General features: G+C 65.2%; 14 protein-coding genes. 5 read left to right on the top strand and 9 right to left on the bottom strand.

Annotated elements, in window-relative coordinates; genetic code table 11:
* Positions 1-84 precede the first annotated feature (84 nt).
* Together AC5RUQ_RS04825 and AC5RUQ_RS04820 are read right to left on the bottom strand one after the other, a co-directional pair.
* Positions 85-3,213, bottom strand: a complete 3,129-nt coding sequence (locus tag AC5RUQ_RS04825; protein WP_493946240.1) for a S8 family serine peptidase — start codon at positions 3,211-3,213, stop codon at positions 85-87.
* Between the two features lie 255 nt (positions 3,214-3,468).
* A complete protein-coding gene (locus AC5RUQ_RS04820) occupies positions 3,469-3,651 on the bottom strand; it encodes a hypothetical protein (protein WP_493946239.1) in 183 nt (60 codons plus the stop codon).
* Between the two features lie 266 nt (positions 3,652-3,917).
* Here AC5RUQ_RS04820 and purS point away from each other — a divergent pair, with 266 nt between their 5' ends.
* The 4 genes from purS to AC5RUQ_RS04800 all read left to right on the top strand — a co-directional run bounded on the left by purS (position 3,918) and on the right by AC5RUQ_RS04800 (position 8,153).
* Positions 3,918-4,169, top strand: a complete 252-nt coding sequence (purS, locus tag AC5RUQ_RS04815; protein ID WP_015935902.1) for a phosphoribosylformylglycinamidine synthase subunit PurS — start codon at positions 3,918-3,920, stop codon at positions 4,167-4,169.
* A gap of 1 nt (position 4,170) precedes the next feature.
* The gene (purQ, locus tag AC5RUQ_RS04810) at positions 4,171-4,950 is read left to right on the top strand and encodes a phosphoribosylformylglycinamidine synthase subunit PurQ (RefSeq protein ID WP_493946238.1); all 780 of its coding nucleotides are present in this window, start codon (positions 4,171-4,173) and stop codon (positions 4,948-4,950) included.
* Positions 4,947-7,256 carry a phosphoribosylformylglycinamidine synthase subunit PurL gene (gene purL / locus AC5RUQ_RS04805; protein WP_493946237.1) on the top strand — a complete coding sequence of 770 codons (2,310 nt, stop codon included), beginning with the start codon at positions 4,947-4,949 and terminating at the stop codon, positions 7,254-7,256. The genes purQ and purL overlap by 4 nt, the downstream gene beginning before the upstream one ends.
* A 72-nt stretch (positions 7,257-7,328) precedes the next feature.
* Positions 7,329-8,153: a GDSL-type esterase/lipase family protein gene (locus AC5RUQ_RS04800; RefSeq protein ID WP_493946236.1), complete on the top strand. Its 825-nt coding sequence runs from the start codon at positions 7,329-7,331 to the stop codon at positions 8,151-8,153.
* 3 nt (positions 8,154-8,156) lie between these two features.
* On the opposite strand, the gene AC5RUQ_RS04795 is transcribed toward AC5RUQ_RS04800, so the two are convergent.
* Genes AC5RUQ_RS04795 through AC5RUQ_RS04780 form a run of 4 tightly spaced genes read right to left on the bottom strand, consistent with a single transcriptional unit; the run spans position 8,157 to position 9,763 of the window.
* Positions 8,157-8,450 (bottom strand): DUF503 domain-containing protein, encoded by a 294-nt coding sequence (locus tag AC5RUQ_RS04795; protein ID WP_461173818.1) that lies wholly within the window; start codon positions 8,448-8,450, stop codon positions 8,157-8,159.
* A 31-nt stretch (positions 8,451-8,481) separates the two neighbouring features.
* Positions 8,482-8,799 carry a putative quinol monooxygenase gene (locus AC5RUQ_RS04790; RefSeq protein WP_493946235.1) on the bottom strand — a complete coding sequence of 106 codons (318 nt, stop codon included), beginning with the start codon at positions 8,797-8,799 and terminating at the stop codon, positions 8,482-8,484.
* Complete coding sequence (locus AC5RUQ_RS04785) at positions 8,796-9,335, bottom strand: DUF1990 domain-containing protein (protein WP_493946234.1); 540 nt, start codon at positions 9,333-9,335, stop codon at positions 8,796-8,798. The genes AC5RUQ_RS04790 and AC5RUQ_RS04785 overlap by 4 nt, the downstream gene beginning before the upstream one ends.
* A gap of 11 nt (positions 9,336-9,346) precedes the next feature.
* On the bottom strand, positions 9,347-9,763 hold the full coding sequence (locus tag AC5RUQ_RS04780) for an MmcQ/YjbR family DNA-binding protein (RefSeq protein ID WP_493946233.1): 417 nt from the start codon (positions 9,761-9,763) through the stop codon (positions 9,347-9,349).
* 46 nt (positions 9,764-9,809) lie between these two features.
* Here AC5RUQ_RS04780 and AC5RUQ_RS04775 point away from each other — a divergent pair, with 46 nt between their 5' ends.
* On the top strand, positions 9,810-10,835 hold the full coding sequence (locus AC5RUQ_RS04775; protein ID WP_493946232.1) for an isopenicillin N synthase family dioxygenase: 1,026 nt from the start codon (positions 9,810-9,812) through the stop codon (positions 10,833-10,835).
* An 11-nt stretch (positions 10,836-10,846) separates the two neighbouring features.
* Here the strand turns inward: AC5RUQ_RS04775 and AC5RUQ_RS04770 are convergent, their stop codons facing one another.
* The 3 genes from AC5RUQ_RS04770 to AC5RUQ_RS04760 all read right to left on the bottom strand — a co-directional run bounded on the left by AC5RUQ_RS04770 (position 10,847) and on the right by AC5RUQ_RS04760 (position 12,779).
* Positions 10,847-11,272 carry a CoA-binding protein gene (locus tag AC5RUQ_RS04770; protein ID WP_493946231.1) on the bottom strand — a complete coding sequence of 142 codons (426 nt, stop codon included), beginning with the start codon at positions 11,270-11,272 and terminating at the stop codon, positions 10,847-10,849.
* A gap of 77 nt (positions 11,273-11,349) precedes the next feature.
* Positions 11,350-12,231, bottom strand: a complete 882-nt coding sequence (locus tag AC5RUQ_RS04765; protein WP_493946230.1) for a hypothetical protein — start codon at positions 12,229-12,231, stop codon at positions 11,350-11,352.
* A complete protein-coding gene (locus AC5RUQ_RS04760; RefSeq protein ID WP_493946401.1) occupies positions 12,228-12,779 on the bottom strand; it encodes an RNA polymerase sigma factor in 552 nt (183 codons plus the stop codon). The genes AC5RUQ_RS04765 and AC5RUQ_RS04760 overlap by 4 nt, the downstream gene beginning before the upstream one ends.
* Positions 12,780-12,927 lie beyond the last annotated feature (148 nt).

The raw sequence follows: 12,927 nt of genomic DNA, 5'->3' as shown, positions 1-12,927 counted from the left end.
CCGTCTGCCCGAGGAAAAAGCCGGAAAAGCAGGATCCCCGGTCGGTACAACCGCCGGGGATCCTGTTCGGTAAGCGTCAGGCTGCTAGGCCCCGGGAACCGCGTCCGCGAGAGCTACCTGCGGAGCTCCGGAAGGAGCAGCGGAGGCGCCGCCCACCTGGACGTTGATCCAGGTCCTGATGCCGTTGTCGCCCAGGCTGAGGCGCGAAGCGTAAGTCCCTTCGGACAGGCCTGTCCAAGCCAGCGTGGCCGAGGTGGCCGTGCCGTTCGGAGCCACAATCGGGTTCGGTTCGACCGTGAGGTTGCCGGCGTCCCCCGCAAACGTGACCGCCTGAACGGACGCGCTGGCTGCTTCATTGTCAGGAGTGGAGTACAGGTTGGCCACGATGTAGTACGTGCCCGCTCGCGGCGACTCCACATCCAGGAACTCGCTGGCCGAAGCCGTTGCCACCTGTGTTGCCGTCACCCCGCCCGAAGCATTAGGTGCGTAGACCACCATGTCCCAGTCGACGTCGTTCGATTGCGCCTGGACACCCAAGCGGGCGAATGAAGCCCCGGCGGGCACCGTTACCTCAAGCAGCGCGTTGTGCGCATCATTTGTCGGGGCGTACGCCCCCGGAGTTTTCGTGATGGCTGTCTGGCTTACCGGCGCCAGGCCTTCCACCCCAACCTTGATGGGGTTGTCCGAACCGGACACCAGTTCCATGGTGCCGCTGCCGCTGCCCGTGGCTGAGCTGAAGGAGAACGACGGGGCAATCTGGGCATCAACAGGGCGAATGGCGATGGGAGAGCTCACAGTGCGCGGGCCCTTCCAGGTCAGGGTGCCGGTGCTGAACTTGCCCACCGGAGCGCTCACGTTCCTGATGGTCAGGGTAACCTCGCGGGTCTGGCCTGCCTTCGCGAAGTTCAGCGCATTCGGCTCCACTTGGACGCTGAAGCCCGGCATGTTGACTTCCGGCCGGTACATCCCGGGAACCAGGGCAGTGAGTTGGCGCTTGACCTGCACTTCCCCCACCAGGCTGCCGAGCGCGATGGACGGCAGGTTCAGGTCGCGGGCGGCAATGGTGCCGGCCTGTGGAACCCCCGTCTCTACACCTTGACCGTTGAGGAAGCCGAGCCAGTCCTTGACGCCCGAGTTGTAGACCAGGCCTGGATCCAGGAAGCGGGTTGAGTCGATATGGCCCGCGCCGCCCTGGAAGGGATCTGTGTTGGGTGAACCGTCAGCGTTGACCAGCGGGTAGGCAGTGGTCATCATTGCCGACTTGACCATGGCAGGCGTCCACTTGGGCTGTTTGCTGAGCACCAGCGCCCCAAAACCGGCGATGTGCGGTGCGGCCATGGACGTGCCGGACATAAAGCCGAACTGCTCGCCGTCGTTGCCGATGGTGGAAACGCCCGCGAGGACGTTCACACCGGGTGCAGCGATATCCGGCTTCAGCAGGTCGCCACCGGAAGCAAGACTTGGCCCGCGGGAGGAGAAGCCGGCGATCTGGGGCGTCGGGGAAGCGGGTTCTCCGGTCAAGTCCCCCTTGACCAGGCTGACTGTCAAAGCGGGGTTGGCTTCAATCTTGGACTTCAGTTCCAAGCTCTTCGGAGCGTTGACGTGCACCGTGGGGAGCACGTGATTGTCCGCATCTTCGGAGCTGCTGGTGAGGTTCACCAGGATCATCCCGACGCCGCCCTTGTCCTGGACCTCCTGGCTCTTGGCCATCCTGTCCACAACGCCGCGGTCGCAGACCACCACCTTGCCAGCCACCTTGGCAGCATCGAGGGAACCGGGGCCGCAGAGGTTCGGATTGGCAGCACCTGCTGCTGCCGCAGCTGAGGCGACGACAACCGGTTTGTCTGCGACTTCCGATTTCATGATCGAAGCTCCGCGGTACAGCGAGCCGTCGGAGACCTTGACGGTCCCAAGCAGGTCACTCGGGAAGGTGGACGCCGCAACCGTGGTCAGCCAGGGTGAGGCGTGGTTGACCGTTGAGACGGTGGGGCCGGAGTTGCCGGCGGACGCGGAAACAAAAACCCCTGCGGCGGCAGCGTTGAGGAACGCCAGTGCCACCGGATCAGTAGTGCTGTTGTTGTTGCCCGAAATCGAGTAGTTCAGGACGTCCACGCCGTCCTTGATGGCGGCATCCACTGCTTCGACCGAAGCGGAGGAGTAGCAGCCTCCGGTATCGGGGTTGGTGTCCTCCCAGCAGATCTTGTAGACGGAGACCTTTGCGGCGGGAGCAACGCCGGAGCTTTTGCCGAACCCCAAGCCGTCAATCACCTGCTCTACGTTCGCGTTGCCTGCGGCGGTAGTGGCAGTGTGGGTGCCGTGGCTTCCGACATCGACCGGTGAGATGAGTTCTTCCGGGGCCCGGTTTCCGGGCGGTACGGACTGCAGGAAGGCATCGGCAAAGTACCTGGCGCCAATGACCTTGGAGTTGCACTGGGAGCCGTCGAAAGAGGCGCCCGTCCCCTGCCCCTTTTGGCATTCGCCTTCGAAGGTGGTGCCGTCGGCCTTGAGCATGGCGATCCGGTCCTCGGCGGTCCGGTACGGCACGCCCACCTGCGCGGGACCACTCAGCGGCTGGACTGGCTCGCCCTGCAGGAATGGGTTGTCCGGGGCGTACCCGGAATCGATGACCCCTACGACAACGCCTTTGCCGGCGTTGGCTTCCCCGCCGAACTGCTTTGCCCAGACTCCGTCGGGGCCAGTCAGCTTGAGGAAGTCAGTGGTGGTGTAGTCCGGGGCATTCTCCACATCCGGCGCCACGGCCAGAACCCGGTTGTCCCTGGACAACTCCATGGCCTGATCTGCGTTCAGCTCGGCACTGAAACCGTTGAGGGCAGCCGTGAACTGCTTTACCGGAGTAACCCCCTTGCTGGCAGCGACCTCACGCTGCTGCTTGCGCAGATGGGCGTCGTAGGCCTTGTAGTTGGCACTTCCGGGTTCCAGCTTCCGGCCGCTCTGCGGCTTGGTGGCCCCAAGTCCCGGCGTTTCACCCTCGTAGGCCGCAGCCGCCGCACCCGCGAGGACAACGATGTAGCGTCCGTCCTTGAACTCCGCGGGCGTGGTCTTCTTTGCAGCTATTGCCATATCCTGTCCGGCCGGCACCGCGGTAGCGGGACTTACGGCCATCGAGGTGAGGAGTAGAGGCAGACCCACGGCCAGCGCCGCAGCCTTCCGGAATCCCCCGCCCCGTAAGGGACTCTTTCCAGTAGATCTCACGTGCAACCCTTTCACGAGGTACCGGCCCCGCCACGACTGCGGGCCGAAAATGACTGGCTGTCAGCGAAATTACAGATCTTGTCATTTCGTGAGACCAGTCGATTCAAAGAGTACAGACTGATAGCTCAATATGACATAGGACACAATGAGAATCTTTCGCCAGTTCCACGCCTGCGCCGGGCAGGGCACGGTGGCATGGAAAGGGCACCGTGCAGGGCGCCCTGGCAAGTTCAGAGTGAGTGCGGGCAGACGCTGCTACCGGGGTGTGCGCACCACGTCGCTGATCCACTGCCGGGTCTTTTCATCCATGGGCCCCGCGACCCGGTTTTCCCGCGCGAACCGGTCGGCTTTGATCTTCTGGAGCACCATTCGCCCCAGTCCGGCAAACACTGCCGCAGCAACCATGGGCAACAGCACGGATCTCGATTTCGCAGCCATTCAGCAATCCTAGTGACACCTTTGGCTCAACTCCAGATCCCGCGGCGAACCGCCCGCCGCTGCTCCTCAAATCCAGGGTTCCGGCCGCCGCCGGTGACTGGAATTTGCCGAATACAGGCTGGGGCGCTCCGGCCGGTAGAATGGAGTGGCAAGCTCGCGGAGCGCCCGTCCACAAGGTTTAACAAGGTGTATCAACACCTCGGTACGGCGTGAGACGGCACCACTCCGCTGCGCCCTTACCCAAGCTCACGCACAGGAGTTACCGGATGCCCCGGATCGTTGTTGACGTTATGCCCAAGCCCGAGATTCTGGACCCGCAGGGGAAGGCTATCGTCGGCGCTCTCCCCCGGCTGGGCTTTACCAGCTTCAGTTCTGTCCGCCAGGGCAAGCGCTTCGAACTGACCGTCGACGGCGAGGTGACCGAGGAGATCCTGGCCCAGGCGCGCGACGCCGCAGAGACCCTGCTGTCCAATCCCGTGATCGAGGACGTCGTCAACGTCGAGGTCGTCGAGGCCTGAAATGACTGAACTTCCCCTGATCGGCGAGGCCGTCGCCGCCAACGCTTCCGGTGCCGCCAGGCTCGCCGGCGCCCGGATCGGCGTGGTCACGTTCCCAGGCACTTTGGATGACCGCGACGCCGCCCGTGCGGTCCGCCTGGCCGGCGGCACCGCCGTCGAGCTTTGGCATGCCGATAAAGAGCTTGGCGACGTCGACGCCGTCGTGATTCCCGGCGGCTTCTCTTACGGCGACTACCTCCGTGCGGGCGCCATCGCCCGCTTCGCGCCGCTGATGTCCAAGATCATCGATGCCGCCAACAGCGACGCTAAGCTTCCCGTACTCGGCATCTGCAATGGCTTCCAGATCCTCACCGAGTCGCACCTGCTGCCCGGTTCGATGATCAAGAACGACCACCTGAAGTTCATGTGCCGTGACCAGGTCCTGCGTGTCGAAAACAGCAACACCGCATGGACGCTGGACTACGAAGCCGGCCAGGAAATCACTGTGCCGCTCAAGAACCAGGACGGCCAGTACCTCGCGGATGACAAAACCCTTGACGCGCTCGAGGCAGAGGGCCGCGTGGTGTTCCGCTACGTGGGCTTCAACCCGAATGGCTCCCGCCGCGACATCGCCGGCATCTCCAACGCCGCCGGCAACGTAGTGGGCCTCATGCCGCACCCCGAGCACGCAGTGGAGCCCGGATTCGGTCCCGAGTCGCTCGACGGCGTCGGCGGGTCCGACACCGACGGGCTGGGCTTCTTCACCTCCGTTTTGACCAAGATTGTGGGAGGCGACAAGTGAGCATCGAAACCACCAAGAAGTTCAACATCGACACCGTTGAGCATGCCGCGAAGACTCCGGATACCGAACTCCCCTGGGCCGAACTGGGCCTCAAGCAGAACGAGTTCGACGAGATCGTGAAGGTCCTGGGCCGCCGTCCCACGGGCGCCGAACTCGCCATGTACTCCGTTATGTGGAGCGAGCACTGCTCCTACAAGTCCTCCAAGAACCACCTGCGCCAGTTCGGCGAAAAGGTGACCCCGGAGATGAAGAAGGACATGCTGGTGGGCATCGGCGAAAACGCCGGCGTGACCAACCTGGGGCACGGCTGGGCCGTGACCTTCAAGATCGAGTCGCACAACTCGCCGTCGTTCGTTGAGCCCTACCAGGGCGCTGCGACCGGAATCGGCGGCATTGTCCGCGACATCATCTCCATGGGTGCCCGCCCCGTCGCTGTGATGGATCCGCTGCGCTTTGGCGCCATCGACCATCCTGACACGGCCCGCGTGATGCACGGTGCCGTTGCCGGCATCGGCGGCTACGGCAACTCCCTGGGCCTGCCGAACATCGGTGGCGAGATGGTCTTCGACTCCGTCTACCAGGGCAATCCGCTGGTCAACGCCCTGGCCGTGGGCGTGATGCGGCACGAGGACATCCGCCTCGCCAATGCCTCGGGCAAGGGCAACAAGGTGGTCCTGTTCGGCGCGCGCACCGGCGGCGACGGCATTGGCGGCGCCTCCGTGCTGGCCTCCGAGTCCTTCGACGACACCAAGCCGTCCAAGCGCCCCGCAGTCCAGGTAGGCGACCCCTTCGCCGAGAAGGTCCTGATCGAGTGCTGCCTGGAACTGTTCAAGGGTTCGCTGGTTGAGGGCATCCAGGACCTGGGCGCAGCCGGCATCTCCTGCGCCACCTCCGAACTCGCTTCCAACGGCGACGGCGGGATGGCCGTTGAGCTGACCTCCGTACTGCTCCGCGACCCCACGCTGACCCCGGGCGAGATCCTCATGTCCGAGTCGCAGGAACGCATGATGGCCGTTGTCACCCCGGAAAACGTGGAAGCGTTCGAAGCGGTCATGGACAAGTGGGCTGTGGAGTACGCCTGGCTGGGCGAGGTGACGGACAGCGGCCGCCTCATCATCACATGGGAAGGCGAGGTGATTGTCGACGTCGATCCCCGCACCGTGGCACACGACGGCCCGGTCTATGACCGTCCGTTCGCCCGTCCGGAGTGGCAGGACGCTGTGCAGGCAGACACCTTCACCGGTTCCGTCCAGGACGCCAGCCGGCCCTCCGCTCCGGCAGAACTGGCCAAGGCCGTCACCGAGCTGGTGGCATCGCCGAACATGTGCTCCAAGTCCTGGATCACCAACCAGTACGACCGCTACGTGGGCGGCAACACCTCCATGGCGTTCCCCGATGATGCCGGCGTTGTCCGCGTGGACGAGGAAACCGGACTGGGCGTGGCTCTGGCCACCGACGCCAACGGCCGCTACACCTACCTGGATCCGTACCACGGCGCACAGCTGGCGCTGGCTGAGGCGTACCGGAACGTTGCCACGTCCGGCGCCGTCCCCATGGCTGTCAGCGACTGCCTGAACTTCGGCTCCCCCGAGGACCCGGACGTTATGTGGCAGCTCGCCGAAGCGATCCGTGGCCTGTCCGACGCCTGCATGGTGCTGGGCATCCCGGTCACCGGCGGCAACGTCTCGCTGTACAACCAGACGGGCACCACGCCTATCCACCCCTCCCCTGTGGTGGCAGTGCTGGGCAAGCTCGACGACGTTGCCCGCCGCACGCCGTCGGGCTGGCGCGAGGATGGCCAGGCAATCTACCTGCTGGGCACCACCGCGGCAGAGCTGGACGGCTCCGAGTGGGCGAACATGCGCGGCCACCTGGGCGGCCAGCCGCCCAAGGTTGACCTCGACGCCGAACGTGCCCTGGGTGAGATCCTGATCAACGCTTCGCGCGATGGCATGATCGATTCCGCGCACGACCTCTCTGAAGGTGGCCTCGCGGCGGCCCTCGTGGAATCCTCGCTGCGATATGGCGTCGGTGCCCGGATCGCGCTGCAGGATGTCCTGGACCGGGACGGCGTGGACCTCTTCACGGCGCTCTTCTCCGAATCCCAGGGCCGTGCCGTCGTTGGCGTCCCGCGCTCCGAGGAAGTGCGGTTCACGGACATGTGCACCGCCCGCGGCTTCGCCCACACCCGTATTGGCGTGGTGGACGCGGCCAGCGGCACCCTGGAGATCAACGGGGTGGAGAGCCTGTCCCTGGACGCCCTCCGGGAAGCCCATGAGGGAACCCTGCCCAAGTACTTCGGCTGACCCCAGCACTGCCAAACACGGACATCCGCGCCCCCTTCGGAAGGTGGCGCGGATTTCCGCTTTAATCGAGCTATGGCCAAGGTGGCAAGGTTCCTCAGCTTCCTGCTGCTGCCGATCCTGATCCTGGTTGCGGCGGCGCCTACACCACGATCGGCGCCGAACGCTGCCTACCCCCACAGCATGGCGGCCCTCGGGGACTCCATCACCCAGGCCTACGGCGCCTGCTGCGCGCAGGGCGATGATCCGGCACGGTCCTGGTCCACCGGTGACGGCCCGAGCGATGGGGTCACTAGCCACTACGAACGCCTGCTCCAGCTGACGCCCGGAATCAGGGAGAAAAACTTCAACAACGCCGTGAGCGGGGCAAAAGCAGCAGATCTGCCCCGCCAAGCCGAGGCCGCAGCCGGACAAGGCGCCGCGTATGTCACCGTGCTGGTGGGCGCGAACGATCTTTGCACGCCGTCGTTGGACACGATGACCCCGGTTGACGACTTCCGGGCCTCCGTGACCCGCGCGCTTGCCACGCTGGACCAGATGCGTCCGCGGCCCCAGGTTTTTGTCAGCAGCATCCCTGACATGTACCAGTTGTGGAATGTCCTGCGCCTCGACCCGTCAGCACAATCAGCCTGGTCCGCCGGCCGCATTTGCCAATCCATGCTGGCTGCTCGGAACTCCGAGGACATGCGCCGGCAGGTGGTCCAGCGGGAGCAAGCATTCAACGAGGTCCTCGCAGACACCTGTGCCCGGTATGAAAGCTGCCGTACTGATGGCGGAGCCGTCTACGCCCACGGATTCAGCGCAGGCGACGTAAGTGTCCTGGACTACTTCCACCCGAGCCTCCAGGGCCAGGCAACGCTGGCGGACATCACGTGGCAGGCCGCCTGGCAACGGAACTAGCAGTCAGTCCTCGCTGTGGTGGTCCCGCTGCCGTGCGCTCAGCAGTTCGATTTCCGGCCGTCCGGCCACGAGGCGTTCGACGGCGTCGAGCACCTCCACGAGGTGGGCCCGGTCAGCTGCCACCAGGCCGGCGCCCACTTGCGAGCGCCGGTATTGGTCGTGATACCCCACCTCAGCCACAGACACGTCATACTTGCGCTTGATGTCAGCCAGCAGCGGCCTGATAACCGAGCGCTTCTCCTTCAGGCTCTGGACGTCGCCCAGGAGGATGTCGAATTCGATCCAGCCGATCCACATGGCATCAGCCTAACGAAATACGGCTGCGGGGCTAGATGGAAAGTTCGCCCATCCGGTCCCAGCCTTCGCCGTCGAGCTGGCGGCTGATGATGCGGGGTGTCTCGGCGAGGGCCTGGTGCATGTCAGCTATGGCCTGCTTGAAGTGCGGGCTGTTGACGTGCTCTCCGGCGGCGTCGTCCTTGAACGCTTCAACCAGGACGTATTCGTTCGGGTCCTCCAGGCTGCGGGACCAGTCGAACCAGAGGTTGCCCGGTTCCTGCCTTGTTGCCTGGGTGAAGTCCGCAACAAGATCAGGCCAACGCTCGGACCATTCAGGCTTGACCTTGAATTTAACGACGATAAAGATCACGGGAGTTGTCCTTCCACGGCGAGTTGGCGTGCCCCTTCAATGTACCGGGAAGTAACGTGGCGCTGCGCAGCGCGGGTCACCAGTCCGCCGGCCGCGTAAAACCAGTTGCCCGGCTTGCTGAAGGCCCGGATTCGAAGGAGAACCTCGGCGTTTCCGTTGATTTCCACCTCGAAGGACTCCTCTCCCCGCGCGGGATGCCCGGGCAGTGCTCCGTACCCGAATCCGGCAGACTGGGGCATTCCCCCAGGCAGCGGTTCACGGACCCATACCACCTCGCACGGCGCGTCCAGCCGCAAGGGCCCGACGCCGAACCCGCTTGCCACCCGGGCCCCGGGCACTGCACGCGGGGAATCAGTGCGGACGCGGAGGCCCGCACGCCGCTGCAACTCCCAGGACAGGATGCCGGCGGCCACCCGCTGGTAAACCCGCAGGCCGGTGCCGAGGCGGACCTCCTCCAGCACGGTCGCGTAACCCGCAGGCGCGGAACCGTGCTCCGTGCCGCCGATGCCGGGGTAGTTGAGGACATCGCCTGCCATGCGCTTTGCCTTCAAAGGTGTTCACCTCTGCTCCCTGCCAGGCGCGCCCAGCCGAGCTGCTCCTGCTGCTTCCTGCTGAGGCCAGCCACCACCAGGTCGTAGGAGTCCTCCACCATGTCCCGGACCATGCCATAGGGCAACGCCCCATCGAGGCGTACGCCGTTCCAGTGCGTTTTGTTCATGTGCCAGGCCCCGGTAATTTCCGGGTGCGCTGCGCGGAGCTGAACGGCCAGGGTGGGCTCACATTTGAGGTTTACGTAAAAATCGCTGGCGTCCATCGAGGACAAGGCAAAGAGCTTGGCCTCGTGCCGGGCCCCGCCGGCAACCCTGGCCCGGACCTTGAATACGGCAGTTTCGGGCCCGAACGGGTAATCCTCGAAGGCGCCCGGGAAAGAAAGGCAAATTTTCCTCAGCGCGTCGGGGTCCATAAAGCCAGCCTATAAAGCAGGCCACTGACGGTGCTAGTCTGCGAGGATGTCACACGATCAGGGGATACCTGTTCTGGACCTGAGCACGGCGCGGCAGCCCTACGGGTCCTTCAGTCCGGAATTCATTGAACAGCTGCGGTACGCCACCCATAACGTCGGCTTCTTCCAAGTCACCGGCTACGGTGCCGGCCCGGGCCAGGCCGAACATCTCCTGGACGTCATCCGGCGCTTCTTCAGCCTGCCCCTGGAGGAACGGATGAAGCTGGACAACCGCCTGTCGCCGCACTTCCGGGGATACACCCGGATGGGCACCGAGGTGACGCAGGGCAGGGCGGATGCCCGCGAACAAATTGACTACTCCCCCGAGCGTGAGCCGGTCAGGGACTATCCGGCCGACCAGCCGTACTGGCTGCTCCAGGGTCCGAACCTGTGGCCGGACGAGTCCTTCCCCGAGCTCAAGCCTGCGGCGATGGAGTGGGCCGAGCTGATGTGCACGGTTGGAATGGAGCTCCTTCGTGCCATCGCGGTTTCCCTGGAACTGCCCGAGGACTACTTCGACGAGCCCTTCCGCGGTTCACCTGCCTGGATGGGCAAACTGGTGCACTACGTCGGCGGCGTGGTCGAGGCAGCCGGCGACCAGGGAGTCGGCTCCCATGCGGACTACGGATTCGTCACGCTCCTCCTGCAGGACCAGGTAGGCGGGCTGGAGGTCCAGCCCCCCGGCGTCACGGAGTGGCTGCCTGTGGAGCCTATCCCGGGCGCCTTGGTAGTGAACCTCGGCGAGATGCTCGAAGTAGCAACGGAGGGATACCTGGCGGCCACCATCCACCGGGTCCAGGCGCCACCCCCGGGGGTGGACAGGTACTCCGTCCCGTTCTTCTGGTCTCCCCGGCTGGACGCGGTGATCGGCCCGGTCCCCCTGCCGCCCGAACTGAAGGCTGAAGCAAGGGGCATTTCAGACGACCCCGCGAACCCGCTCCTGGCCTCGTACGGGATGAATATGCTCAAGGGCAGGATGCGTGCCCACCCGGACGTCACGGAGCGGCACTATCCCGAGCTTCTGAACCGCTAGCTGCCGGCCCGTCAGAGGTTGTATTTCCAGGCCTGCTGCGCGGGACAGGTGTCCATCACTACATCCAGCCCGGCCGCCTTGGCCCGCTCCGCCGCGGCCTCGTCGATGACCCCAAGCTGGAGCCACACCGCCTTCGCCCCAACGGCGATTGCCTGGTCCACCACTTCCCCCACTTTCTGGGAGTTCACAAAGCAGTCCACCACGTCGATGGGGTGTTTCTCAGCGGGAATGTCACCAAGGCTCCGGTAGCCGGCCTCCCCATGTACCGGCTCGCCCCGAAGGTTGACGGGGATGATCTCCATCCCCAGCCGGTCCCGGATAAAAAGCGAAGTGTCGTACGCGGCGCGCCACTCATTGGTGGTGAGGCCCACAATGGCCCACCGCCCTTTGGTCCGCATCAGGCGTTCGACAACGGCAGGATCATTCTTGTGCCCCATGTGCCTAGCCTACGTGGCCGGGAGGGCACGCCGGCTAACGTACTTCCCCGTGGCGCCTACCGGCTGAACTTCTGCAGCTATTTCCCACCGGGCACTGCATGTGCAGCTGCCCCGGCGGCGTCCGCAGCCTGTCTGAGGACTTCCGGCACGGAGTCCGCCCGTACCACTGGCACCGCTCCAGCCACATGGTTGGGCTCGTCCTGGGCACCTGCCCCTCCCTGGCCAACTGCCTGCTCCGGGAGCACACCGGCAGGGACCGCGTATTCCTCCTCGTCGGGCCCCTTGGCGTCGCTCTTCCCGGAGCCGGTGGCAGTGTTCTGCCCGCCGCCCCTGTGAGCCTCCCCGTTTACGTGTTTCCCCTGCCCGAACCGGTCCGGTGCCGCGGCTTCCGGCCTGCCGGGTGGGACAGGCGGATCCTCCGCGACGGGAGCGGTCGTGCGGGTGCCCCCGGCAGTAGTGTCTTCTTCGGCATCGCCAGGTTCCCGCTCCCCGTGCGCCGCTGCATCGGAGTTGGGTCCATCCATGGGGTCCGACAGCACTACGGCGTCCCGCGTGGGAAGGCTCCAGGCGGGCGTCCAGTCGTCCAGCATGTGCTGGATCGAGAGACTGCCGGTTGCACCGGGGATGGCGGAACTGGCCGCTACCCCGCCCACGCCAAGTCCCATGCCTGCTATGAGGGCAAGGCCGACGACGGTCGGCCGGTGTGCCCGGAGCCCCCGGCGCCTGGCGAGTTCATCCGGCCCGCTTTCCGAAGTCCCGGCCGCATCGCCCGCGCCGCCAGTGGACCCGTCGCCGCATTCCGCCAGCAGAACCGCAAGTTTTCCGGACGGGGCCGGTGCGGGCAGTGACGCCAGCGACCCCACCGCAAGAAGCGCGGCGCGAAGCTCGGGGTCCTTGCCGTGTCCGGCGTCGAGGAGCAACTCCTCCACAATTGTGGGCAGGAAATCCACGTGCGTCATGGCCTCAGGTACTCCTTCACAGCCGAAAGTTCCCGAAGTTTCCCCAGTCCCCGCCGCTGAAGCTGCTTTACGGCGCCGGCGCTCTTGCCCATGGCTTCAGCTGTCTGCTCCACGGTGAGTCCGGCAACGAGGCGAAGGGCCAGGGCCTCGCGCTGGTCCTGCGGCAACCCGTCCAGCAGGCCTATGACCTCAAGGGGTGAAATACGTTTGAGGGCGTCCGTCTCCGCGGAGCAATCTTCACGCTGGTCCAGTTCAGGCTCGAAGGGCAACCTGGCGGGGGTGCGGCTTTGGCGCCGGTGATCGTCCACCATCCGGGCGTGCGCGACGGAGAAGATAAAAGTCCGGAGGCCCGCGGCGCCACCATGGATGGTGTCGAGCCGTGGCAGGACGGAGAGGAACACTTCCTGCATGGCCGCCTCCGGGTCCTCGACTCCCCGGGCGGCGAGATAGCCCAGGACTTGTGATGCATAGGTCCGGTAGACAAGGCTGAAGACGGACGCACCGGCGGCTTGGTCCCGCAGGGTTCCGTCTGTGAGTGCATCTGTCACGGACGTCGTGCTTTCAGTCAAAAAGGGGTTCCGGACGGAAGAGGCCTGATCCAATGAGGAATGCCTTTTCCCCGCATCACTTTACCCCTCAGTAACTACTGCCCCGAGCCAGCCACGCAAAGCGCTGCGGCCAGTTGCCGCAACTGCC

It is taken from the genome of Arthrobacter sp. MDT2-3 (assembly GCF_059090465.1).
Note: the sequence above shows the minus strand (reverse complement) of the source record. Positions and strands in the feature narration are given on the sequence as shown.

Coding starts and splice junctions, on each gene's coding strand:
- AC5RUQ_RS04820 (WP_493946239.1), bottom strand. CDS start 3,651: ATGGCTGCGAAATCGAGATCCGTGCTGTTGCCCATGGTTGCTGCGGCA.
- purS (WP_015935902.1), top strand. CDS start 3,918: ATGCCCCGGATCGTTGTTGACGTTATGCCCAAGCCCGAGATTCTGGAC.
- purQ (WP_493946238.1), top strand. CDS start 4,171: ATGACTGAACTTCCCCTGATCGGCGAGGCCGTCGCCGCCAACGCTTCC.
- AC5RUQ_RS04800 (WP_493946236.1), top strand. CDS start 7,329: ATGGCCAAGGTGGCAAGGTTCCTCAGCTTCCTGCTGCTGCCGATCCTG.
- AC5RUQ_RS04795 (WP_461173818.1), bottom strand. CDS start 8,450: ATGTGGATCGGCTGGATCGAATTCGACATCCTCCTGGGCGACGTCCAG.
- AC5RUQ_RS04785 (WP_493946234.1), bottom strand. CDS start 9,335: ATGGCAGGCGATGTCCTCAACTACCCCGGCATCGGCGGCACGGAGCAC.
- AC5RUQ_RS04780 (WP_493946233.1), bottom strand. CDS start 9,763: ATGGACCCCGACGCGCTGAGGAAAATTTGCCTTTCTTTCCCGGGCGCC.
- AC5RUQ_RS04775 (WP_493946232.1), top strand. CDS start 9,810: ATGTCACACGATCAGGGGATACCTGTTCTGGACCTGAGCACGGCGCGG.
- AC5RUQ_RS04770 (WP_493946231.1), bottom strand. CDS start 11,272: ATGGGGCACAAGAATGATCCTGCCGTTGTCGAACGCCTGATGCGGACC.
- AC5RUQ_RS04765 (WP_493946230.1), bottom strand. CDS start 12,231: ATGACGCACGTGGATTTCCTGCCCACAATTGTGGAGGAGTTGCTCCTC.